Annotated in this window: 21 protein-coding genes; 10 read left to right on the top strand and 11 right to left on the bottom strand. The window is 64.4% G+C overall.

What is annotated here, in order from left to right; genetic code table 11:
- Positions 1–24: 24 nt before the first annotated feature.
- The 4 genes from ACLQ3I_RS17540 to ACLQ3I_RS17525 all read right to left on the bottom strand — a co-directional run bounded on the left by ACLQ3I_RS17540 (position 25) and on the right by ACLQ3I_RS17525 (position 2,764).
- Positions 25–546, bottom strand: coding sequence for a DoxX family protein (locus tag ACLQ3I_RS17540; RefSeq protein ID WP_425789217.1), 522 nt, complete (start codon positions 544–546; stop codon positions 25–27).
- Positions 547–688: 142 nt separating this feature from the next.
- The gene (locus ACLQ3I_RS17535; RefSeq protein WP_425803551.1) at positions 689–1,591 is read right to left on the bottom strand and encodes an NAD(P)-dependent oxidoreductase; all 903 of its coding nucleotides are present in this window, start codon (positions 1,589–1,591) and stop codon (positions 689–691) included.
- Entirely contained in the window at positions 1,584–2,030 is a 447-nt protein-coding gene (locus ACLQ3I_RS17530) for a carboxymuconolactone decarboxylase family protein (RefSeq protein ID WP_425803549.1), read from the bottom strand. The genes ACLQ3I_RS17535 and ACLQ3I_RS17530 overlap by 8 nt, the downstream gene beginning before the upstream one ends.
- 17 nt (positions 2,031–2,047) lie before the next feature.
- Positions 2,048–2,764 (bottom strand): enoyl-CoA hydratase/isomerase family protein, encoded by a 717-nt coding sequence (locus tag ACLQ3I_RS17525; RefSeq protein ID WP_425789223.1) that lies wholly within the window; start codon positions 2,762–2,764, stop codon positions 2,048–2,050.
- A gap of 124 nt (positions 2,765–2,888) precedes the next feature.
- Here ACLQ3I_RS17525 and ACLQ3I_RS17520 point away from each other — a divergent pair, with 124 nt between their 5' ends.
- The 4 genes from ACLQ3I_RS17520 to ACLQ3I_RS17505 all read left to right on the top strand — a co-directional run bounded on the left by ACLQ3I_RS17520 (position 2,889) and on the right by ACLQ3I_RS17505 (position 8,178).
- Positions 2,889–4,436 carry an AMP-binding protein gene (locus tag ACLQ3I_RS17520; protein WP_425803547.1) on the top strand — a complete coding sequence of 516 codons (1,548 nt, stop codon included), beginning with the start codon at positions 2,889–2,891 and terminating at the stop codon, positions 4,434–4,436.
- A 31-nt stretch (positions 4,437–4,467) separates the two neighbouring features.
- Positions 4,468–5,649 carry an amidohydrolase family protein gene (locus ACLQ3I_RS17515; RefSeq protein WP_425789227.1) on the top strand — a complete coding sequence of 394 codons (1,182 nt, stop codon included), beginning with the start codon at positions 4,468–4,470 and terminating at the stop codon, positions 5,647–5,649.
- Positions 5,646–7,076 (top strand): FadD3 family acyl-CoA ligase, encoded by a 1,431-nt coding sequence (locus ACLQ3I_RS17510; protein WP_425803545.1) that lies wholly within the window; start codon positions 5,646–5,648, stop codon positions 7,074–7,076. The genes ACLQ3I_RS17515 and ACLQ3I_RS17510 overlap by 4 nt, the downstream gene beginning before the upstream one ends.
- Before the next feature lie 463 nt (positions 7,077–7,539).
- Entirely contained in the window at positions 7,540–8,178 is a 639-nt protein-coding gene (locus tag ACLQ3I_RS17505) for an FMN-binding negative transcriptional regulator (protein ID WP_425790483.1), read from the top strand.
- 63 nt (positions 8,179–8,241) lie between these two features.
- On the opposite strand, the gene ACLQ3I_RS17500 is transcribed toward ACLQ3I_RS17505, so the two are convergent.
- The 3 genes from ACLQ3I_RS17500 to ACLQ3I_RS17490 all read right to left on the bottom strand — a co-directional run bounded on the left by ACLQ3I_RS17500 (position 8,242) and on the right by ACLQ3I_RS17490 (position 10,196).
- Complete coding sequence (locus tag ACLQ3I_RS17500) at positions 8,242–8,472, bottom strand: ferredoxin (RefSeq protein ID WP_425789231.1); 231 nt, start codon at positions 8,470–8,472, stop codon at positions 8,242–8,244.
- A 20-nt stretch (positions 8,473–8,492) separates the two neighbouring features.
- Entirely contained in the window at positions 8,493–9,329 is an 837-nt protein-coding gene (locus tag ACLQ3I_RS17495) for a mycofactocin-coupled SDR family oxidoreductase (protein WP_425803543.1), read from the bottom strand.
- A gap of 222 nt (positions 9,330–9,551) precedes the next feature.
- Positions 9,552–10,196, bottom strand: coding sequence for a TetR/AcrR family transcriptional regulator (locus ACLQ3I_RS17490; RefSeq protein ID WP_425803541.1), 645 nt, complete (start codon positions 10,194–10,196; stop codon positions 9,552–9,554).
- An 86-nt stretch (positions 10,197–10,282) separates the two neighbouring features.
- On the opposite strand from ACLQ3I_RS17490, the gene ACLQ3I_RS17485 reads away from it, so the two are divergent.
- The 6 genes from ACLQ3I_RS17485 to ACLQ3I_RS17460 all read left to right on the top strand — a co-directional run bounded on the left by ACLQ3I_RS17485 (position 10,283) and on the right by ACLQ3I_RS17460 (position 16,973).
- Positions 10,283–11,038 carry a carboxymuconolactone decarboxylase family protein gene (locus tag ACLQ3I_RS17485; RefSeq protein ID WP_425789237.1) on the top strand — a complete coding sequence of 252 codons (756 nt, stop codon included), beginning with the start codon at positions 10,283–10,285 and terminating at the stop codon, positions 11,036–11,038.
- 82 nt (positions 11,039–11,120) lie between these two features.
- Positions 11,121–11,954, top strand: a complete 834-nt coding sequence (locus ACLQ3I_RS17480; RefSeq protein ID WP_425789239.1) for a mycofactocin-coupled SDR family oxidoreductase — start codon at positions 11,121–11,123, stop codon at positions 11,952–11,954.
- Between the two features lie 34 nt (positions 11,955–11,988).
- The gene (locus ACLQ3I_RS17475; RefSeq protein ID WP_425803538.1) at positions 11,989–13,461 is read left to right on the top strand and encodes an aldehyde dehydrogenase family protein; all 1,473 of its coding nucleotides are present in this window, start codon (positions 11,989–11,991) and stop codon (positions 13,459–13,461) included.
- 122 nt (positions 13,462–13,583) lie between these two features.
- A complete protein-coding gene (locus ACLQ3I_RS17470) occupies positions 13,584–14,864 on the top strand; it encodes a cytochrome P450 (RefSeq protein ID WP_425803536.1) in 1,281 nt (426 codons plus the stop codon).
- A gap of 9 nt (positions 14,865–14,873) precedes the next feature.
- Positions 14,874–16,328, top strand: coding sequence for an aldehyde dehydrogenase family protein (locus ACLQ3I_RS17465; RefSeq protein ID WP_425803534.1), 1,455 nt, complete (start codon positions 14,874–14,876; stop codon positions 16,326–16,328).
- A 75-nt stretch (positions 16,329–16,403) separates the two neighbouring features.
- The gene (locus ACLQ3I_RS17460; RefSeq protein WP_425803531.1) at positions 16,404–16,973 is read left to right on the top strand and encodes a hypothetical protein; all 570 of its coding nucleotides are present in this window, start codon (positions 16,404–16,406) and stop codon (positions 16,971–16,973) included.
- A gap of 31 nt (positions 16,974–17,004) precedes the next feature.
- Here the strand turns inward: ACLQ3I_RS17460 and ACLQ3I_RS17455 are convergent, their stop codons facing one another.
- The 4 genes from ACLQ3I_RS17455 to ACLQ3I_RS17440 are packed head-to-tail and all read right to left on the bottom strand — an operon-like array spanning position 17,005 to position 22,045.
- Positions 17,005–18,168 (bottom strand): thiolase C-terminal domain-containing protein, encoded by a 1,164-nt coding sequence (locus ACLQ3I_RS17455; protein ID WP_425789249.1) that lies wholly within the window; start codon positions 18,166–18,168, stop codon positions 17,005–17,007.
- A complete protein-coding gene (locus ACLQ3I_RS17450; RefSeq protein WP_425789251.1) occupies positions 18,165–19,337 on the bottom strand; it encodes an OB-fold domain-containing protein in 1,173 nt (390 codons plus the stop codon). Before ACLQ3I_RS17450 ends, ACLQ3I_RS17455 begins: the two co-directional genes overlap by 4 nt.
- 12 nt (positions 19,338–19,349) lie before the next feature.
- On the bottom strand, positions 19,350–20,555 hold the full coding sequence (locus ACLQ3I_RS17445) for a CaiB/BaiF CoA transferase family protein (RefSeq protein WP_425789253.1): 1,206 nt from the start codon (positions 20,553–20,555) through the stop codon (positions 19,350–19,352).
- Positions 20,552–22,045, bottom strand: coding sequence for an aldehyde dehydrogenase family protein (locus ACLQ3I_RS17440; protein WP_425789255.1), 1,494 nt, complete (start codon positions 22,043–22,045; stop codon positions 20,552–20,554). Before ACLQ3I_RS17440 ends, ACLQ3I_RS17445 begins: the two co-directional genes overlap by 4 nt.
- Positions 22,046–22,051: the final 6 nt, after the last annotated feature.

Raw genomic sequence — 22,051 nt, 5'->3', positions numbered from 1 at the left:
CGGGCGGGAGCCGCCGAGTGCCGGTCAGGCAGATGCCTTCGGAGGCCGATGGAAGGCGGCCAACTGTGCGGCGGCCGCACCGAGACCGAGGCCGGCGGCGACGGCGGCAGCGCGGTTGCCGGTGAGCTTGCTGTCGAGCCCGAGCGCGCGGTCAACGCTCCACTTACCCGGCCCGAGGGCGGCGAGTGCGATGGCGGCCACCGACAGATTGGCGACGTACTCCCATCCCTCGGAGGTGATGAAGAAGCCGTTGGGGAGATGAACCGAGCGAGCAGCAACGGCCATCGTTCCGACGACGGCCGATGCGGCCACCGGCGTACCGGCACCGGCGACAATGGCGGCGCCCGCCCCCACCTCGACCACGGCGGATGCCTGGGCCTGCAGTCTGGGTTGCTTGAACCCGATGGAGCCGAACCAGCCTGCCGTGCCGTCGAGGCTGCGCCCGTGCTTGACGCCATGGGCGATCATCGTTCCGCCGATGGCAGCGCGCATGAGCAGTTGGACGGCGGTGTTGTCGGGCGACGGTCTGGTGAACAGGCGGGTCATCTTCTCGTGCACCTCGTGGATTTCCGTAGGGATGTTTCGGTCTCCAGCAACATTGCCGCCTCGGCAGTTCCCGTGCAAGCCCACGAAATCACCGGGCAGGCAAGGTGATCTGACGACGGGCGCCCTCGGCCAGTGGATACGGTCAACGGAGTTCGATCCCCGCGGTCTGTTCGAGGACCCGGACGATCTCGGTCTGATCGGCACCCGGTCCGATCGCTTCGGTCGCCGATGCCCACGCCCGGCCGAGCGCTGACCCGATGTCGAGGTCCACACCGCAGTCGCGGGCGAGGTCGAGCGCGATGCCGACGTCCTTGTTCATCAACGACGCCGTGAACCCCGAGTCGAAACCGCGGCTCAGCACGAACGTCCCGAACTTGGCCTCCGTGGCCTGATTGCGACCGCTACCCGCGTTGAGCACCGACAGCAGCGTGGCGGGGTCGATGCCGAACTTGGCCCCGACGACGAGCACTTCGGCGGCCGCGAACAGCCCCACCGCCGACAGCAGGTTGTTGAGCGCCTTCGCGGCATGGGCCGATCCGGTCGGACCCACATGAATGATCTCGCGGGCGGTTGCGGCCAGCAGAGGCCGCACGATGTCGACCGCGCCGTCGTCCCCGCCGACCATCACGGCCAGATCCGCGATGACTGCACGGGCCACTCCACCGCTGACCGGCGCGTCGACGACGGAGACATCCGCTGCCGCGGCCGCATCCCCGAGTGCTCGGGTGCGGGCCGGGACACTGGAACTCATGTCGACGATGATCGACCCCGGCGCGAGGCGGTGGAGCAGGCCGTTCTCGCCGAGGACCACCTCGTCGACGACATCACTCGTGGGCAGGGACAGGACCACCACGTCACAGTCCGGGGGATCGCCCGGCTCCGCCAGGGCGGGGTGTCCGGCGAGAAATCGTTGAACCGCGGAGGGCGCCGCGTCGGCGACGACCAGCGGCTGTCCCGCCGCCACGAAGTTGGCTGCGATCGGCGCGCCCATGGCGCCGAGGCCGATCATGCCGACGCGCCGATCCGGAATCGGGATGTCAGCCATGGCTTTCCTCTCTGGATGCATCGTCGTCGTGGCGCTCTCCCAATTCGCGGATCAGGATTTCTTGCGCGACCCGCATCGCGGCGATGCCGGCCGGCACGCCGCAATACGCCGTGGCATGGATGATCGCCTCGACGATCTCGTCGCGGGTCAGGCCGTTGCCCAGACCTGCGCGCACGTGGACGGCCAGCTCCGCATGATGGTTGAGGGCGACCAGCATGCCGATCGTCATCAGGCTCCGGCTCCGCCGGTCGAGACCGGGGCGAGTCCAAATCGAGCCCCACACCGACTCCGTGACAAACCGCTGCAATGGTTCGCCGTCGGAACCGACGTTGCGGGCTAGCGATTCGGCCACGTAGTCGGCGCCGACCACCTCGGAGCGGACATCGAGGCCCGCCTCGTAGAGGGCACGATGCGCTGCTGCCACGGAGTCGATGTTCACCGACGGACCCTGCTCGATCATTTGGCCCGCTTGAGGACCCGGTCGGCCGCGGCCCAGTGCTCGTCGGCAACCCACAGGTGCGCGAACTCCTCGACGGCCTCACCGGGCTCGACACCCCGGATGACCTTCTTGATCGCGGTGGCGGGCGCCGTCGCCAGCGATTGCGCGACAGCTCGCCAGCCCTCGTCGAACCGCGACCGCTCGATGACCTGATCGACCAGGCCCACCCTCATCGCTTCCTGGGCGGACAATTTCCGTCCCGACCCGGCGAGCAACAGGGCCTGTGACGGACCGACCAGGGTGGTGAGCCGTTCCGCCCCTCCCCATGCCGGCATGATCGCCAGACTCGACTGATTGAAGCCGATCGTGATGTCGTCGGCCGCGAGCCGGATGTCCGCGGCCACCGCGACCTCGGCACCACCACCGAGAGCGTGCCCGTTCAGTGCGGCCACCACCGGTCCTGGGAAAGCGCTGATGCGATCGCAGATCCGCCGCATCCGCCAGGCCATCGCCCTGGCCTCGTCCAGCGTCCGGAGCTTCGCGAGTTCTTTGAGGTCGCCGCCGGACACGAAGACCCGGTCGCCGCCGCCGGTGATCGCGAGCGCCCGCGCACCGGCCGCCGCGTCGATCGCCTCGTCGAGCTCGTCCATCGTCGACAGGGCTATCGCGTTCCGCGCCTCGGGCCGATCGATCGTGATCACGGCCAGCCCCTCGACCGTCTCCAACTTCACCATAACCGCTCGCTCTCCGGAAGTGAGATTGCTATTCTCGTTCAGAGAGAACATTATCACCATCGAATCCGGGGTCGACGGCAGATCTGCCGGAGACAGCGGCCCCGGCCGAGCGCATGGGGGCTTCATGACCAGGCAGGTACCGACCGAGCTCGCCGAGAAGTACGTCGCCAACGGATGGTGGACGGACGAGACCCTCGGCGATCTGCTCAGCGACGGACTGGCCGCATCCCCCGATGCCCGCTTCCTGGTGCACTCGGCGACCCGCCCCTGGTCGGGAACCTTTCGCGACGTCGAGCTCGTCGCGCGACGGCTGGCGTCCGGATTGCGCAGGCGGGGCGTGGGACCCGGCGATGTCGTCGCGTTCCAGCTGCCGAACTCCATGGAGGCGGCCGCGGTGTTCTGGGCGTCGGCCTTCCTCGGCGCGGCGGTCGTGCCGATCGTGCATTTCTATGGGCGCAAAGAGGTTTCCTACATTCTCGGCGAGGTGACACCGAAGGTCTTCGTCACCCCCGAGAGTTTCGGTCGGATCTCCTATGACCTGTCCGTCTGCGCCGACGTCCCGATCGTCGGGGTGATCGACAAGGACTTCACCGACCTCCTCGACGACGAACCGATGGCCGACGTCCTTGCAGTGGATCCGTCGACCTGCGCACTCATCGCGTTCACCTCCGGGACCACCACCAACCCCAAAGGGGTTCTACACAGCCACCATTCGCTGGTACACGAGACCCGACAGCTCTCCGCGATGTACCCCGACGACCGCGGCAGGCAGCTCACCGCCGCACCGGTCGGGCATTTCATCGGGATGATCAACGCCTTCCTCATCCCAGTCCTCGACGGTACGGACGTCAATCTCACCGACGTCTGGGAACCCGGCGAGGCGTTGCGCCTGATGCGGGCCGAGAACGTCACGGTGGGCGGCGGCGCGACCTATTACATGACGAGCCTGATCGACCACCCCGACTTCACCGAAGCCGATGTCCCCCACATGAAGTACGCCGGCCTGGGCGGATCGTCGGTACCGGCGGCGATCACCACCCGGCTGGCTGCCCTCGGCATCACGGTGTTCCGTTCCTACGGCAGCACCGAGCACCCGTCGATCACCGGTTCACACCCCAGCGCCGCGGAGGACAAACGTCTCTACACCGACGGTCGGCCACTACCCGGGGTCGAGATCCGGCTCGGCGAGGACGGCGAGATCCTCAGCCGCGGACCGGATCTCTGCATGGGATATACCGATGCGGACCTCACCGCGCGAATGTTCGACGACGACGGCTGGTACCACACCGGCGACATCGGCGTCCTCGACGAGGACGGCTATCTCAGCATCACCGACCGGAAGTCAGACATCATCATCCGCGGCGGCGAGAACATCAGCGCCCTTGAGGTCGAGGATGCCCTTCTCGGGATGGACGCGGTGGCCGACGCCGTCGTCGTCGCGGTTCCCGACGATCGGCTCGGTGAACGCGCTGCCGCCGTCCTGCGAGTCCATCCCGATCGGGGCTCCCCCACCATCGAGGATCTCCGCGCACACCTGACCGCGGTCGGTCTGGCCAAGCAGAAATGGCCCGAAGATGTCCACGTGGTCGACGACTTCCCCCGCACCGCGAGCGGCAAGGTCCAGAAATTCCGAATCCGCACCGCATTGCACGATGCACGTTCAGGAGAATAGTATTCTCGAAAGTAGCAAAGGAGAGTTTCACATGTCACCGAGCCAGCTGCCCTACCCGCTGTTCGACGCGGACAACCACCTGTACGAGACCAAGGAGGCGCTCACCAAGTTCCTGCCAGACAAGTACAAGAAGGCCATCCAGTACGTCGATGTCGAGGGCCGCACCAAGATCGCCATCCGTGGCCAGATCAGCGAGTACATCCCCAACCCGACCTTCGACGTGGTCGCGCGGCCGGGTGCCATGGAGGACTACTTCAAGAACGGCAATCCTGAGGGCAAGAGCAAGCGTGAGATCTTCGGCAAGCCGATCAAGGCGATCCCCGCCTTTCGTGAGCCGGCACCACGTCTCGAGCTGATGGACGAACTCAAGATCGACCGCACCCTGATGTTCCCGACACTCGCGAGCCTCGTCGAGGAGCGCATGCGCGACAACCCGGAACTGATCCACGCGGTGGTCCATTCGCTCAACCAGTGGCTGTACGAGACCTGGTCGTTCAACTACAAGGAACGCATCTTCACCGTCCCGGTGATCAGCCTCCCGATTGTCGACAAGGCGATCGAGGAGCTCGAATGGTGCGTGGAGCGTGGCGCGAAGGCAATCCTGGTCCGCCCGGCTCCGGTGCCTGGCTTCAAGGGGCTGCGGTCGTTCGCACTGCCGGAGTTCGACCCGTTCTGGAAGCGTGTCGTCGAACTCGACGTGCTCGTCACCCAGCACTCGTCTGACAGTGGGTACGCCCGCTACAACCAGGACTGGGAGGGCAGCGGCGAGGAGATGCTCCCCTTCGTCACGAATGCCTTCCGCATGGTCAGCGAATGGCGACCGATCCAGGACGCCGTGTCCTCCTGGGTGTGCCACGGCGCGTTGCTGCGCTTCCCGGAGCTGCGGATCGCCGTGATCGAGAACGGTGCCAGCTGGCTCCCGCACGTGCTGCAGACGCTGACCGACGTCTACAAGAAGGCTCCTGAAGGCTTCGGCATGCAGGACCCGGTGGCCGCGATCAAGAAGAGCATTCACGTCAGCCCGTTCTGGGAAGAGGACTTCAGCAAGCTCACTTCGCTGATCGGCGCCGAGCGCGTGCTGTTCGGATCGGACTATCCGCATCCCGAAGGCCTCGCCGAGCCCACGACATACATCAGCCACATCGAGCACCTCCCGTTCGAGGACCAGAAGCTTGTGATGGGCGGCAACATGGCGCGACTCCTGAAGGTATGACCTGGAAGACCATCCCCGAGATGGTCCTGTCGTCGGCCGACCGCTTCGGCGATGCCGAAGCGGTCGTCGACGGTTCCCTCCGCCTCACCTTCCGTGATGTGGTACACCGAATCCGCTGCGCGGCAGGCTCATTCGCCGACATAGGAATCCGTAAGGGTGACCGGGTCGCGATCTGGGCCCCCAACTCGGCCGAGTGGATCATCGCCGTCTTCGGGCTCCTGACGGCGGGCGGGACATTGGTGCCCGTCAACACCCGCTACAAGCGGGACGAGGCCGCCGACATCATCGCGCGCAGCGGTGCGAAGGCCGTTTTGGTCCAGAAAGATTTCCTGGGACTCGACTTCGAGGTGCCGGCCGACGTGGCGGTCATCGACATCAAGGGCGGCTTCCTTTCCGGCGGAGATCCTTTCGAGGCACCGGTCGGACCGTCAGACATCGCCGACATCATGTACACCTCGGGCACCACCGGGCGCCCCAAGGGCGTCATGATGAATCACGAGCAGGTACTGCGACTGTTCGCAGAGTGGTGCGACCTGGCCGATCTCCGCGAAGGTGACCGGTATCTGATCGTCAATCCGTTCTTCCACATGTTCGGTTACAAGGCGGGAATCGTCGCCTCGTTCATCCGTGGCGCAACGATCCACCCCGTGCCCGTCCTCGACGTCGGGCAGGTCCTCGATCTGATCGAGACCGAGAAGATCACCATGCTCCCGGGCCCGCCGACCCTGTATCAGTCCTTGCTCTCCGCGAACGACGGTTCACGCGATCTCTCGTCGTTACGCGCCGCGGTGACCGGATCCGCTGACATACCGGTCGATCTCATCCGCCGCATCCGGAACGAGCTGCCGTTCGAGACGATCATGACCGGATACGGACTCACCGAGGCCGGCACCGTGACGGCATCCAGATCCGGCGACACATTCGATCAGATCGCCACCACCGTCGGAATCCCCTGCGCCGACATCGACATCCGCATCGCCGACGACGGTGAGGTCCTCATCCGCGGCTACAACGTGATGCAAGGCTACCTCGACGACCCGGAGGCGACCTCCGCCGCGATCGATGACGACGGGTGGCTACACACCGGCGATCTCGGCGAGATCGTCGAGGGCGGTCGGCTGCGCATCGTCGGCCGCAAGAAGGACATGTTCATCGTCGGGGGCTTCAACGCCTATCCTGCCGAGATCGAGAGCTATCTGCTCGAGCACCCCGCGGTCGACCAGGCCGCGGTGATCGGGGTCCCCGACGAGCGCCTCGGCCAGGTGGGCAAGGCCTTCGTGGTGACCCGTGAGGTGATCACCGAAGATGAACTGATCGCATGGAGTTGCGAACGGATGGCCGGATTCAAGGCGCCGCGATCGATCACCTTTCTCGATCAGCTGCCGACCAACGCCACCGGAAAGGTGATGAAGAGCGAGCTCCGCTGATCGGAGATCACCTCCTCGCGGAAGGTGGTCTCGATACGCCACTCACTCCGTTCGCGGCTACTCGACCGGCGAGACCACCCCCACCCGCAACGTCCCCCACCCGCTGATCGAGTAGGCACCGAGCCGCCAGGCGAGATCTCTCCCACCCGCTGATCGAGTAGGCACCGAGCCGCCAGGCGAGGCGCCGTATCGAGATCACCCACACAGCGACTCGACCACCAGCGTCACATCGGCCCCTCACAGGATCGTCACCGGCACAACAGATGTCGATCCACCAAATGATGACGACGCTCGGTGCGACGCTGACGCTCCGTACGGCGAACCACTCGTCACGCGGTCACGGTCGACCCGACTGAGGGCACATTCCGGCCGTTGACCTCATCCGTGGTGACCACATTGCTACCGTGGCGTGGATTCACCAGTACCAAGTGCGAATCCTCTCAGATGAATGGAGCCGACGGCAATGTACATCCCGCGCAAATTCGAACTGTCCGACGAGGCGATCGCGTCTGCTCTCGGGAGCGCCGGGATGGCACACCTGATCACGCCTGGTGAAGACGGACTCGCGATCACTCCGATGCCGATGATCTACGACCCCGACCGCAATGTACTCGTCGCGCACATGGCCCGCGCCAACCCGCACTGGCGGCTCACTCTGCAGTCTGCAGCCGAGTCGGTCGCGATCTTCACCGGCATCGATGGATACATCTCACCGTCGCTTTATGCGACCAAAGCCGAGACCGGCAAGGTGGTCCCGACGTGGAATTACGAGACCATCAACGTCTACGGCGCCCTTCGCGTCCACGACGACCCCGACTGGCTGCTCGACCATGTGTCGGCCCTCAGCAACCGTCACGAGCAGAGTCGTGATATGCCATGGGCCGTCACCGACGCACCCGCTGACTTCATCGCCGGCCAACTCAAAGCAATCGTGGGTCTGGAACTCACCATCACCCGGTGGGAGGGCAAGGCCAAGATGTCGCAGAACCAGCCCGAATGCAACCAGGCCAGCGTTGTCGATGGGCTCGCACACTCCAGTAACATCTCTGACCGTCAACTTGCTGACGCAGTGAGTACTTACACTGCCGGACAGTCAGTCTGAACGCCAGGGTCTGGTAGTCGACGGGGGCGACCATGCCGATGGCGCCGCACCGTTTGGTAGTGATCAGCTGAGCGTGATCGCCTGTCGCGGACAGGCACTCACCGCCGCCTCGACAATGCCGCGCGCATCTTCCGGCGGGTGTGGCTCCCACACCGCGACGTCGTCATCACCGACCTCGAAGACCTCGGGCGCGAGCATAGCGCACAACCCATGACCCTCACACAGCGATGTATCCACCTCGACCAGCGGCCCGGTAACCACGTCACCGCCATCGGGACCGTGTTCATTCTCCATCGACGACCTCCGAGATACGACTACTTGAGCAGACTGCCGGCGTCCACGGCCAGTGCAAGGCCGGTGACAAAACGCGCTTCATCGGACGCGAGGAACAACACCGCGTTGCTGATGTCACGGGGCTCGACCCATCCCGTCGGCAGCACATGCATCATCTGCGCGACCACCTTGAGGTCCTCCGGGCCCGGGTTCTCCAGATCCGGTCGGAACATCTTCATGGTCCCCTCGTTCATGAACATGGGGGTGTTGACGTTCGTCGGAAGGACCGAGTTCACTCGAATCGACTGTTCCCCCAGTTCGACTGCGAAACTCCGCATCAGTCCGATGACCCCGTGCTTTGCCGCAATATAGTGTCCGGTGTTGGGGTATGCCTTGGCGCCACCGACCGAACTCGTCAAGACCACCGAACCGCCGCCGGCCGCCTGCAGGTGAGGAACTGCCGCTTTCACGGACTTCCACACACCGGACAGATTCACGTCGATCATGTCCTGCCAGTCAGTCTCGCTCGTCTTGTCGAGCGTCTCACCGCCGTTGCCGATCCCCGCGTTCGCCACGACCACATCAAGGCGGCCCAGTTGTTCCACGCCGTCGTCGACTGCCGCCTTCAGAGCATCATAATTGCGCACATCGACCTCGGAGGCGATGATCCGGCGATTCTGCCCTTTGACCAGTTCGACCGTCTCGGCGAGATCCTCAGGAGTCGACGGCGCGATTGATGTGTCACGGGTTACCGGACCACAGATGTCGACCGCGATGATGTCGGCGCCCTCTTCAGCCAACCGGACCGCGTGACTGCGACCCTGCCCCCGAGCGGCACCCGTGACAAGGGCGACCTTGCCTTCCATACGACCAGCCATTGAATTACCAACCTTCTTCGAAAGACCAAGTGAATAGTGGAGTTTCGCCCGCCATCGGGCCGCCGCGTCCGGATCAGATACCGGATACTCGAGACGAAGTGTTGCACGAGTCACAGTGAGATGTCAATGAAATTGACGACGAAAGCATCGCGCCCCGAAGCTATTCCACCATGGGAAAATTGAACCTGCTTGCACTGTAAGGCAATTGAGAAATTCGCACGGTCACCGTTGTCCGATCGTCTCGCCCGACCACGCCTCCAGGGCGGCCGTGGTCTCACGCGACGGTTCGAGGGTGAGCATGCCCACGAGGCTGTCGAGAAGCTGACTCACATGCACACCGTAAGGTGGCACCGCTTCGCCGAGTTCCCGTGAACGTCGGCGGTCGGTACAGATGTGCAGGCACGCAGCGGTCGCCTGTTTGATGCGAAGCTCGCGCAATTCCACGGGCACGGACTCCAGCAGAGCGCCGACCCGGTCGTAGTACGCCTGCTCTGTCAATCGATTCGAAGCAGGAAGGTCATGAAGGGGATGCGACTTGCGTTGGAGCTGCTCGACGAACTCGAGGTAGTAGCAAGTGTCGTCCTCGCCGAGCTCGATGAGCGGAAGGTGCTGCGCCTCGACCACGGCGCGGACGTCCTGGAGATCTGCCCGCGCGTACAGCAGTCCGCGCCGACGGTCTAGGTCGTCCACGCGATTGGCCAGTACCGCCGTCACCAGCGCATCTTTGGACCCGAAGTGGTACTGGACAGCGGACTTGTTCGCGGTTCCGGCCTCGATTGCGATCTGCCGCAACGGAACTCCATCGAGACCGTGGAGCGCATAGAGCCGCTCAGCGGTCAATATCAGTCGCTCTTTGGCGGATCGCACTTCCGTCTGCATAAACCTAATCAAACCATAGACAATTTAGGTCTGACGCCTTAATATTCAGTCAATATAGCTGAGAGGTAGGTCACATGTCACAGTCGCGGGCGAGTTATGCCACTATCGGAGATGGCGAAGCGCAAGCTCCCAAAACCCCTTTTGAACAGGCGCAACAAGGCTGGCTCCACGATCAGGTGTGGTCCCGACCCGGTTTGGGCCGGCGCGAGCGCCGCTGGGTGACGCTGACGTGCGTCGGGGCCGCTGATGCCCATAAACCGATCGACGATCAAGTTGAGGATGCCCTCCTCAGCGGCGATATGACCATCGACGAGATGTTGGAATTCGTACTTCACTTCGCTGTGTACAACGGATGGCCCAAGGCCTCTCATCTCGAAGGCGTGATCCGTCGCGCATGGGCGAGAATCGACCGCGCGAACGGCGGAACAGGCGCGGTGGTCCCACCCGACAACGCGAGTCTGGGGTTGAATGACTGGAACTCGAGAATCGAAGATGGCACAAGGGAATTCGTCGAAGTCAACTTGATCGAACCACCGCGCCCGGAAACGCCCTACATCCATGCGGGCATCCTGAATTTCGTCTTCGGCCATGTCTGGCAGCGCCCGACGCTCAGTCGACGCGACCGCAGATTCATCACCGTCGCCTCGGTGGCGGTCTGCGATTCGCTGACGCCGTTGCATTCGCACACGGGCTCGGCACTCGAGTCCGGCGACATCACCAAACCCGAGATGGATGAGGTGGTTCTGCAGCTCGCTGCCTATTCCGGATTCGCGAAGGCCGAAGCCCTCCACGGCGCAAGCGAAGAGGCGTGGGCCCGATTGCACCCGTGATCCCCTCGCTCCACCGGTTCGTCGTAATACATCTGCGGTCCGCCGCGGGCGGAAAGTATATAGAGAGATGGGAATACGCAACATGTCAGGACTCGAAGGCCGCGTGGCTTTCATCACCGGCGCTGGGCGAGGCCAAGGTCGCGCGCACGCAATCCGGCTAGCGCGTGAAGGTGCAGACATCATCGCCGTCGACATCTGCGAGAACGTCGCGTCGATGACCTATCCGAACGCCTCTCAGGAAGATCTCGACGAGACTGCTCGCCTTGTCGAAAAGGAGGGGCGCCGAGCCGTGGCTCGAAAGGCGGATGTGCGGGATTTTGCCGGACTGTCAGCCGCTTTCCAGGAGGGATACGACGAGTTCGGCCGAGTCGACATCATCCTGGCGAACGCCGGGATCATCAAGATGGGTCCGGAGGACCCGAACAACTTCCTCGCGGAGTGGAACGATGTCATCGACACGAACCTGACCGGCGTGTTCCACACCATTCGGGCGGCGCTGCCTGCACTGCGCGAGGCAGAGCGTGGCGGATCGATTGTGATCACCAGTTCCTCGGCGGGAATCAAGGCCTCCGCCTCCATCAATGCAAGCGGGAACGCTTATGCCTCCGCCAAGCGCGGAGTTGTCGCCCTGATGCAGGGACTTGCCAATTACCTTGCGCCAGAGTGGATCAGAGTGAACACGATTCACCCAACGGGCGTGGCGAGTGGAATGACCATCAATGAGGCGATGCAGAAGCTGATGGCCGAGGCGGCCAAGGGCGGAGCAAACACCATCTCCGGGATGCAGAATGCGTTGCCGATCCAGATGCTCGAAGCCGAGGACGTGGCCAACGCCGTCGCCTATCTCGTCTCCGACGAGGCCAAGTTCATCACCGGCACCCAATGGGCGCTCGACGCCGGGTTCACCGTGCGATGAGTCTCGTCATGGTTCTACACCTGGGAGGACGTTCATGACCGCCGTGATCGGCCCCGACAACGCCGATGTGCTGCCCACCGAACTCCTCATCGGTGGTGATTGGGTGACCGGATCGTCGGCCGTCACATATGACCACATCTACCCGGCCACGGGAGAGCCCAACGCGAAGATCACCCTCGCCGGACCCGACGAGGTCGACCAAGCGGTGGCCAGTGCCCGAGAGGCCCAGCGTGAATGGATGTCCCTGCCGATCGGGCGGCGGCGTGACATCATGTTCGACCTGGCCGACGCGGTGCACGACAACATAGACACACTCGGTCGGCTGAGCATCCACGATTTCGCCGTACCGATTCGCACCGCTCCCGGACACGCCATGCTCGCCGAGAGCTTCATCCGCTATTACGCGGGGCACGTCGACAAGGCGCACGGACAGAACTCCGAGGTCTCGGGTAAGCACGATCTCAACATCGTCGACAGAGAACCGTATGGTGTGGTCGGAGTGATCGCCCCGTGGAACGGGCCGATGGTTGTCGTCGGGCTGAATGTCGCGCCGGCATTGGCTGCGGGCAACGCCGTCATCCTCAAGCCGTCGGAGTTGTCCCCTTTCAGCGCCCTCCGATTCGGCGAGATCTGCGTGGCGGCCGGCTTACCACCCGGCCTGGTCAACGTACTGCCCTCGGACGCCACCGGCGGCCGTTCGCTCGTGGCTCACCCTGGTCTCGGGAAGATCCACTTCACCGGCGGTGGTGTGACTGCACGGCAGGTGTTGACCACGGCCGCAGCAAACCTGACCCCGGTGGCAACCGAACTCGGCGGCAAGTCCGCCAATATCATCTTTGCCGATGCCGATTTGGACCAAGCCGCAATTCTCTCCGCATGGCAAGGGCCCCTTGGGCAATCGGGGCAGAGCTGCGCGTGTGCGAGTCGGATCTTCGTGCAGGACGAGGTGTATGACGAGTTCATGCAGCGGTTCCTGGCGGTCCTGGCGGCGGCCAAGATCGGCGATCCGTTCGATCCGGAGGTCATGCTGGGGCCGGTGGTCAGCGAGCCGGCGATGAATCGCATCCTGGGTCTCATCGACAACGCCGTCCAAGGCAAGCACGGGACGCTCGCAACGGGCGGACAGCGAGTCGGTGGCGAGTGCGGCGACGGATACTACATTCAGCCCACTGTGTTCACCGACGTCGAAAATCGATCTCCACTCGCGACCACCGAGATCTTCGGGCCCGTGGTCTCCGTCACCCGATTCCATGACGAATCGGAGGCCATCGCGCTGGCCAACGACAGCGACTACGGTCTCAACGCCTACGTCCAGACGATGAATCTACCTCGCGCACATCGTGTTTCCCGTGCCCTTCAGTCCGGTTCGGTGTGGATCAACCGCAACAGTGACATTTCCCCGCAGGGGCCGTACGGAGGTTTCAAGCAGAGCGGTAGCGGCAGGGCCGGAGGCATCGAAGGCCTTCAGGAATTTCAACAGATCAAGAACACCAGGATCGGGCTCTGACGCGACAGCACCAGTCCGTGCGTCTTCACCGGTCTGAGTTGGCGCAGCCTGACGCCGTACCGCACTTGAGTCCGAACCAGTACAAGTCACCCGATTCTCGACCCTCGAAAGGTCTATGAACGATGTCCAATCCCACCATGGTCGACTACTTCTCCGACGCCACAGTGTCCCAGGATCCCTATGAATACTGGGACCATCTACGCAGCATAGGGCCCGTGACGCAGGAGCCTCACCACAACGTCATCGCTGTCACCGGCTATGAGGAAGCTCAACAGGCATTCAAGGACACCGAATCGTTCTCGGCCGTGAACGCCATCGGGGGGCCATTCCCGCCACTGCCCTTCGAGCCCGTGGGCGATGACATCACCGACCTCATCGAGGCGCACCGCCACGAGTTCCCCATTTTCGAACACATGGTCACCATGGACCCACCCGACCATCAGAAGGCTCGGTCGCTCCTCCTACGCCTGTTGACGCCACGAAGGCTGCAAGAGAACGAGGAGTTCGTGTGGGCACTTGCCGACCAGCAGATCGACGAGTTCATTGCACGCGGGCGTTGTGAGTTCCTCGGGGACTACGGAAAACCGTTCGCCACGCTCGCCATCGCCGATCTCCTCGGTGTGCCGGAAGGTGATCGGGACGAGGTCCGTCGAAATCTGGGCGCGGGTAACGCGCCGGGTAGCCGCGTCGGGGCCCTCGATCACGAACCTGTCGGCAGCAACCCTCTGCAGTACCTCGACGATCTCTTCTCCGGGTACATCACGGACCGGCGCGAACATCCTCGCGGCGATGTACTCGGCGGGCTTGCTTCGGCGACCTACCCGGACGGTTCGGTCCCGCCCGTGATCGAGGTCGCACGACCTGCCACCTTCCTGTTCGCCGCCGGTCAGGAAACGGTGACCAAACTGCTCAGCTCCGCGCTCCTCGTCCTCTGCGAGAGGCCCGACCTCCAGGAAGAACTCCGAGCGGACCGTAAGCTGATCGTCCCGTTCATCGAGGAATCGCTGCGCATGGAAAGTCCTACAAAGGTCGACTTCCGACTCACGCGTAAGTCCACCACGCTCGGTGATGTCGATATTCCGGCCGGAACCATCCTCATGCTCTGCCTCGGGGCCGCCAATCGCGACCCGCGAAAATTCGAGAATCCCAACGAGTTTCGGATCGATCGCACGAATGTTCGCGAGCACATCACCTTCGGTCGAGGGATTCACACCTGCGCCGGCGCTCCGCTGGCGAGGGTCGAGGGACGGGTGACGATCAACCGGCTACTCGACCGGATGGCCAACATCAGGCTCGACGAATCCGTTCACGGGCCTGCCGGCGACCGCAACTTCACCTACGAGCCCACGTTCTTGCTGCGCGGACTCACCGATCTGCACATCGAGTTCGACGAGACGAAGTGAGCTGAGACAATGACTGTGGACAACATCCTGGACGAGCTGCGTAATCGGCCGGGCAACGGGGATACCATTCCGATCATCAATCCCGTCACCGAGGAGCCGATCGCCGAGTTCGCCGACGGCGGCGTACAAGCGGTGGATGAGGCAGTATCCCGTGCGCGTAAGTCCTTCGAATCCGGCTCGTGGAGTGGACTCCCCGGTAGCGAACGAGCGAAGATCATGTGGCGGATCGCTGATCGCATCGATGAGCGAGCCGACGAGCTGGCCGCACTGGATTCATTGAACACCGGCATGAACTACGACCAGGCGCGATCGATCATGGGTACCAGTGCGGAGATCTTCCGCTACTACGGTGGCTGGTGCACCAAGCTCAACGGCATCGCCCACGACGTTCAGCAGACCGGCGGGATCACCGGCGCATACTCGAACATGCACGCGTACACACTCAAGGAGCCCTACGGTGTCGTCGGTCTGATCTTCCCGTGGAACGGGCCGGTGTTCAACGCCGCCGCCAAGCTTGGACCCGCTCTGGCCGCCGGCTGCAGCATGATCGCGAAGCCTGCCGAGGAGACACCGCTGTCAGCGATCCTGCTGGAGCAGATCATCGCCGAAGCCGGTGTGCCCGATGATGTGGTGAACCTGGTGACCGGCTATGGCCACACCTCGGGCAAGGCGCTGGCCGAGCATCCGGATGTGGAAAAGGTCGCTTTCACCGGTTCGACGGAGGTGGGCAAGCAGATCCTCACCGCGGCGTCGGGGAACCTCAAGCGGGTCATGCTCGAGCTTGGCGGCAAGTCGCCGGTTTTGATCTATGACGATGCCGATTTGGAGGCGGCGATCACGATGGCCGCGATGGGAATCTTCATCCACTCCGGCCAGGGATGCATCTGCGGCTCGCGAATCTTTGTGCAGCGCGGGGTGTACGAACAGGTGGTCGAGGGTATCTCGATGGTTGCCAACGGGGTCAAGCTCGGCGGCCCCGACGAGGAGGGCACGCTCATCGGGCCGCTGATCAGTGAGAAACAGTTGAACCGGGTGATGGGATTCGTCGACGAAGGCAAGCGCAACGGCGTCGAAGTCGTCACCGGCGGCGAACGACTCGACCGGCGGGGGTACTTCGTACACCCCACGGTCGTGACCGACGTCGATCCGTCGATGAGCCTCTACCAACAAGAGATCTTCGGGCCCGTAGTGGCCATCATGCCTTTCGATGATGACGACGAAGTCGTCGCCCTTGCCAACAACTCCGATTACGGGCTTGCTGCGACGGCATGGACCAAGGACATCGCGCGCGCCCACCGCTTGGCCAAACGCCTTCATGCCGGAACTGTCACGCTCAACTGTCAGATGGTGTTCGACCATTCCATGCCCTTCGGTGGCTACAAGCAATCGGGTTGGGGGCACGAGTGGGGTCGAGAGGGTGTCGAAAGCTACCTACAGACCAAGACCGTGTATACGCAACTCTGAGAATCGTGCGCCGCCGCTCAAGCGGCGGCAGATGCGACAGAAAGCCTTCCGTCAGGCGAGTAAAAGGACACTCCGATGACACTTCTCACCCAGGATCACATGGAACCATGCGTGATGGGAGCGCGCGAAGTCACCCGCGCGCGAGCCACTGCGCGGCGGCGCCACACGCGACACCGCCTGGCAGTGATCGCCACAACCCCATCAGAGGTCGTCGAGTTCTGTGGCGGATGGCTGTTCGACCAGTCGATGGCCGGTTGGGACGTCAGCGTCCACGTCCTCGATGGCGGCAGTACGACGGTGCCACTGGAGATACTGGGAACGCGCGCATTCGACCTGCGACATTCGTTGGCCCGCCGGACTTCCGCGCACTGGCCGCAGTCACTGGCGATTTCGGCCGATCTGTGTCACGCCGACGAGAGGATCCGATTGGGGGCCGCGGCCGCGATCCGCTCTCGCCGAGCACACGTCTGGCTCTGGGGCAACGAGTGCCCGGCAGATCTCGAGATCGGATCGAAACCGGCAGAACACCGAGTCAGCAATGCCGCGCTCGCATTCAAACGTCGAGCATTGCGGGCGGCCGGTATGTCCGAGGGACTCGTAGGAACAGTTGAGCATTTCAGGTTCACAGAGGCCTTGCCGGAGTGATGTGACCACACAGAGATCGTGCGCCCGCACGTCACGGGTTTCGATCCTGACTCAGGATCGTGACCGCCGCAACCGATGTCGGGCCACCCACATTGTGCGCCAATCCTATCCGTGCCCCGTCGACCTGATTCACCGCCGAACCCCGGAGCTGTTCGAACAGTTCGACACACTGGCCGATGCCGGTTGCCCCCGGTGGATGCCCCTTGGACTTCAGACCGCCACTGGTATTCACCGGCAGCGATCCCCCGATCGTGGTGTCGCCCGCCTCGAGGAGCTTGTATCCCTCGAACCGGTTCGCGAAGCCGAGATCCTCGTAGCTGATGAGCTCGATGCCGGTGAAGAAGTCATGGACCTCGGCGACGTCGACGTCAGCCGGGGTGATGCCTGCCATGGCGAACGCCCGTTGCGCGGCTCGCACCGTCGCCGGGAAGGTCGTCAGGTCGGTCTTGTGCTGGTGCATCATCGAATCCAGCCCGAGACCCACACCGGCCACCCACACCGGGCGGCTGGTGTAACGGTCGGCGATGTCCTCGGACACCAGGATCATCGCGGCGGCGCCATCGCTCAGCGGCGCGCAATCGTAGACGCTGAACGGTTCGACCACGGTGGGCGCCGAGAGCGCTTGCTCTGCCGTGATCTCGAACTGCAGTCTGGCCTTGGGATTGTTGGCGCCGTGCCGATGGTTCTTGACCGCGACCATGGCCAGATGTTCCCGGGTGGCTGGTGATTCGTGAAAGTACCGGTTCACGTGTAGGGCCACGCCGGCCGGGGCGACGAGGCCCAGTGGATACTCCCACGCCATGTCCCGCGAGATCGCCTCCCACTCCCAGACGACGTTCTTCGACGCGGTCTCGCGCAGCTTGTCGGCACCGGCGACCAGAGCCACATCCACCGCGCCCGACCCGATGGCATACACCGCATTGCGGATGGCGTCGTTCCCGGTCGCGCAGGAGTTCTCCACCCTGGTCACCGGGATTCCGTCGATGCCGAGCGAGTCGGCCACGATGCCAGATGCGAAACCGTCCGTCGCACCCACCGCGCCGAACCACGCGGCCTCGATGTCGTGCTTGTCGATCCCCTTGTCCACCGATGCAACGCAATCCGCGAACGCCATCGGGACGAGATCCTTCACACCGAGTGCGAAATGCTCCGCGAACGGGGTCATTCCGGCCCCGACGACCGCGACCTTCCTCATGCTGCCACCTCTTCGGGCTCGAAGGCGTACCCGTAGTCGGGCACGCCGGATCGGATGGCCAGGCGGCGCAGTACGAGCCTGCCCCGATCGCCGATACCCACCAGTCCCACGTGCGCTCCGGCCACCTTCACCAAAGCGCGGACGCCCACGTCGTCGAGCTCGACGAGGACGAGAGAGTAGGGCGATGGCAGGCCAGGCACCGGAACATGCACGGTCGCCTCTGAATACACGACACCGGCCCGAGGCAACGGGACGAGTTCGTAGTCGGTACGCAGGGCGCCGTCGGTGCCCACGTGATAGCGCGGCGGAAAATCGAGTACCTCGCTGTCGGTGAACTTCCCGGCCTCCCACCGCACCTTGGCCTCGAAGGCCCGCTCGTACGCGGCCAGCGAGATGCGGAGTTCGTCGTCCGACGCCACCGGTTCCTCCGATTTCGGACGTGGCGCCAGCTCGCGCCGGTACACGGCGACCGGAGCTGCGGCGACCGAGATCCCCGACAGGCTCGCCTGCTCGACGGCGACGAGACTCCCGGACAATCCCTGCTCGGCCATCGCGGCCAGCGCGAACAGGCCCGAGCTCGCGCCGACCGTCGGGACCTCCGCATCGACCTCGGCAAGCCGAGCGGCCGACTTGCGGTCGACGCCCGCCACGACGGTCGGCTTCTCCAACCACGATGCCGCCAGCGACGCGACCAGCCCGCGGTCATGCAGCAATCGCGGGTCGCCGTAGTCGTGGACGGCTCCGGTGGTGTTGCGGGTGCGCACCGGCAGGCTCCGCGCCACCCGTGCGCTGGTCCGCACGTTCAGGCCGCGATCGGCGGTCAACACCGCTGCGGCACCGGCAGGTTCGAGGTCGACACCGATCACCAGCGTGCGCGACCGGGCCGAGCTGAGTGCGTCCAGCGTCGCCGGCGCACCACCGAGGCGCTCGGTGACCTCGAGTTCCGGGTCCAGGTCCAGGCCTGCCAACAGAACCGCCGCGTTGCTGCTGTCCGTGAGCGGAAGATCACGGCTGACCAGCACCACCGAGTCCACCGAAGCACCACCGCTCAGTGCGGCCCGCCCGGCCTCCACGGCCAACGTGATGGCGTCCTCGTCGTCACCGGCGACGCGACGGTCGACGACACCCCAACACGGGAGATAGGTTCCGATGGAGGTGATGTTCGGCATCGTCGGTTCCCGTCAGGTGACCGCGCCGGCGGTCTTCAATTCGATGATGCGGTCCCAGTCCAACCCGAGTTCCTGGAGGATGTCGTCGGTGTCCTCGGCGAATCCCGGAGCGGCGGTGACCGACGACGCCTCGACGTCGAACTGGACGGGATTGCCCACCAGCTCGAGGTCACCCGCGTTCACGATGTAGTCGTTGGCCCTGATCTGCGGGTCGTCACCGACCTGCCGAGAATCCTGCACCGGCGCCCATGGGCCCGCGAGGGTGGCGAATCGTTCTGTCCAGTCCGCGAGCGTGCGCTCGGCGATCACCTCCCGCAGGATCGCCACCGCCTCGGACGTGTTCTCCGCCAGCAGTTCTGCGCTGGCAAACCTCGGATCCTCGGCAAGCTCGGGACGCTCCACGTGTTTGCACACATCCGGCCAGAACTTCGCCGCCTGCAGCATGACGAACGAGATGTAGCGGTCGTCCGCCGTTTTGTAGAGCCCCGAGAGCGGATTGGTCGGCGATCCGTGGCCGCCCTGCGCCGGCGCCTCCATCGGCTTGTCGAGATGCAGCGAGAGCGCCACGGTGTGACCCATCGACCACAGGCCGCTCCCCAGCAGCGAGACGTCCACCACCGACGGCTCACCGGTCCGTTCCCGCTTGAGCAGTGCGGCGGCGATGCCACCGGCGAGATTGGTCCCCGAGATCGTGTCGCCGAACGCCGGACCCGGCGGGCTGATGAGGCCCTCGGTGTCGGGCGGTGTCAGGGTCGCCGCGATACCGCCGCGCGACCAGAAGGCGGTCATGTCGTAACCACCCTTGTCCGACTCAGCACCCCTCGGGCCGAGCGCACTGCCTCGCGCGTAGACGATCGACGGGTTCACCGCACGGATGTCGTCGACGTCGATCCCGAGCCGCGCACGCGGACCGGGCAGAAAACTGGTGAGGAAGACGTCGGCCTTGCGCACCAACTCGTAGAGCACCTCTCGCCCCTCCGGGCGCGACATGTCGATCCCGATGCTGCGCTTGCCGCGATTGGCATGCTCGACATTGGGATTGAGGTCGCCTTCGACGCGGAACGTGCCGGTCTGGCGGAGTCCGCGCTGCGGGTCACCGGTCACCGCGTGCTCGACCTTGATGACCTCGGCCCCCCACTCGCGCAGGACCGCGCCGGCCGACGGCACGAATCCGTACATCGCGACCTCGAGGATGGTGAATCCCTCCAGCGGTTTCACGATTCCACCGCCTCGGCGAACGCCTTGATCTCGGTGAACTCGTGCAGGCCTGCGACGCCCATCTCCCGGCCGATGCCGGATTCTTTGTACCCGCCGAACGGCACGTCGGCAGAGAAGTAGTTGCCGCCGTTGATGCTGAACGTGCCGGTCCGGATCGCTCGGCCGACGGCGGCACCCCGGGCCGAGTCGGTGGTGAGGACGCCGCCGGACAACCCGTACCGCGAATTGTTGGCGATCTCGATGGCATGCTCGTCGCCGTCGTGCGGGATCATCGCCAGCACCGGACCGAAGACCTCTTCCTGAGCGATCTCGCTGTCCGGGTCCACTCCGGCGAGCAGTGTCGGCGCATAGAAGTATCCGGGGTCGATGCGGGTTCCGCCACGCACCAGGCGGGCGCCGGCCTCGACCGCACGCTGAACCAGCCCGTCGACCTTGTCGCGCTGTCGCTCGCTGATCAACGGACCCATGTAGGTCTTGTCGTCGGTCGGGTCCCCGACGGTCACGTGGTCGAGCATCGCCCCGACCATCTCCGCGAGCTGGTCGTGCTTGTCGCGTGGCACGATCAACCGGGTGGTCAACGCGCATCCCTGGCCCGCATGGCTGCAGATCGTGAACGCCGCGAACTGCGCGGCCTTCATCAGATCGGCGTCGTCGAGAACGATCAGCGCAGACTTGCCACCGAGTTCGAGGAAGACTCGCTTCAGCGATGACGCTGCGTCGGCCATGATCTGCTTGCCCACCGGCGTCGATCCGGTGAAGGTCACGACGTCCACGTCGGGATGGGCCACCATCGTCTGCCCCACCTCGACCTTCGACGACGTGATGATGTTGACGACGCCTGCCGGGATATCGGTGTGTTCGGCGATGATCTCACCCAGCGCCAGGGTCACCAGGGGCGTGTCCGGGGCCCCCTTGAGCACCACGGTGCAACCCGCTGCCAGTGCGGGCGCGAGCTTGGCCAGCGCCAACTGGTTCGGGTAGTTGTAGGCGATGATCGCGGCCACCACGCCGGCGGGTTCACGCTCGGTCCACCGGCGGTGCTGTTGCCCACGGATCTCGATCTCGCCGAGATCCTCGGTGAACGAGTGGTTCTCGAGGAGATCGGCGTAGTAGCGGACGATCTCGATCGGCGCGTCGAGTTGATTGCCCTTCGTGAGCATCTTGGTGGCGCCGACCTCGGCGATCGTCAGATCGCGCAGTTCCTCGGCGTTGTCGAGCAGCGCCTTGTGCAACTGATCGAGGCACCGCGCGCGGAGCGCCACATCGGTGGCCCACCCGGACTTCTCGAACGCCGTACGTGCCGCGGCGATCGCCGCCGTCGCCTGGTCCACGTTCGCGTCCGGCGCCGAGCCCAACACATCCCCCGTTGCCGGGTTGATCGTCTCGAAGGTCGTCTCCGACGTGACGAGCTGCCCGTCGATCAGCAGTCGCTTCTGGATACCGCCGGAAATCCGACTCGCATCGACCGCACTCGAGCCGCTGGTCGTCATCGTGTC

This window comes from Gordonia sp. DT101, from assembly GCF_049844895.1.
In the GTDB taxonomy this organism is placed as follows: domain Bacteria; phylum Actinomycetota; class Actinomycetes; order Mycobacteriales; family Mycobacteriaceae; genus Gordonia.
The sequence above is the reverse complement of the archived record's forward strand: the minus strand, read 5'-3'. Positions and strand labels throughout refer to the sequence as shown.

What these genes read in the sequence shown, in the direction of transcription:
- ACLQ3I_RS17475 (WP_425803538.1), top strand. Translation starts at nt 11,989, where the DNA reads ATGACCGCCGTGATCGGCCCCGACAACGCCGATGTGCTGCCCACCGAA.
- ACLQ3I_RS17505 (WP_425790483.1), top strand. Translation starts at nt 7,540, where the DNA reads ATGTACATCCCGCGCAAATTCGAACTGTCCGACGAGGCGATCGCGTCT.
- ACLQ3I_RS17455 (WP_425789249.1), bottom strand. Translation starts at nt 18,168, where the DNA reads ATGAGGAAGGTCGCGGTCGTCGGGGCCGGAATGACCCCGTTCGCGGAG.
- ACLQ3I_RS17540 (WP_425789217.1), bottom strand. Translation starts at nt 546, where the DNA reads ATGACCCGCCTGTTCACCAGACCGTCGCCCGACAACACCGCCGTCCAA.
- ACLQ3I_RS17500 (WP_425789231.1), bottom strand. Translation starts at nt 8,472, where the DNA reads ATGGAGAATGAACACGGTCCCGATGGCGGTGACGTGGTTACCGGGCCG.
- ACLQ3I_RS17470 (WP_425803536.1), top strand. Translation starts at nt 13,584, where the DNA reads ATGTCCAATCCCACCATGGTCGACTACTTCTCCGACGCCACAGTGTCC.
- ACLQ3I_RS17515 (WP_425789227.1), top strand. Translation starts at nt 4,468, where the DNA reads ATGTCACCGAGCCAGCTGCCCTACCCGCTGTTCGACGCGGACAACCAC.
- ACLQ3I_RS17485 (WP_425789237.1), top strand. Translation starts at nt 10,283, where the DNA reads ATGTCACAGTCGCGGGCGAGTTATGCCACTATCGGAGATGGCGAAGCG.
- ACLQ3I_RS17520 (WP_425803547.1), top strand. Translation starts at nt 2,889, where the DNA reads ATGACCAGGCAGGTACCGACCGAGCTCGCCGAGAAGTACGTCGCCAAC.
- ACLQ3I_RS17440 (WP_425789255.1), bottom strand. Translation starts at nt 22,045, where the DNA reads ATGACGACCAGCGGCTCGAGTGCGGTCGATGCGAGTCGGATTTCCGGC.
- ACLQ3I_RS17525 (WP_425789223.1), bottom strand. Translation starts at nt 2,764, where the DNA reads ATGGTGAAGTTGGAGACGGTCGAGGGGCTGGCCGTGATCACGATCGAT.
- ACLQ3I_RS17535 (WP_425803551.1), bottom strand. Translation starts at nt 1,591, where the DNA reads ATGGCTGACATCCCGATTCCGGATCGGCGCGTCGGCATGATCGGCCTC.
- ACLQ3I_RS17460 (WP_425803531.1), top strand. Translation starts at nt 16,404, where the DNA reads ATGACACTTCTCACCCAGGATCACATGGAACCATGCGTGATGGGAGCG.
- ACLQ3I_RS17465 (WP_425803534.1), top strand. Translation starts at nt 14,874, where the DNA reads ATGACTGTGGACAACATCCTGGACGAGCTGCGTAATCGGCCGGGCAAC.
- ACLQ3I_RS17450 (WP_425789251.1), bottom strand. Translation starts at nt 19,337, where the DNA reads ATGCCGAACATCACCTCCATCGGAACCTATCTCCCGTGTTGGGGTGTC.
- ACLQ3I_RS17480 (WP_425789239.1), top strand. Translation starts at nt 11,121, where the DNA reads ATGTCAGGACTCGAAGGCCGCGTGGCTTTCATCACCGGCGCTGGGCGA.
- ACLQ3I_RS17510 (WP_425803545.1), top strand. Translation starts at nt 5,646, where the DNA reads ATGACCTGGAAGACCATCCCCGAGATGGTCCTGTCGTCGGCCGACCGC.
- ACLQ3I_RS17495 (WP_425803543.1), bottom strand. Translation starts at nt 9,329, where the DNA reads ATGGCTGGTCGTATGGAAGGCAAGGTCGCCCTTGTCACGGGTGCCGCT.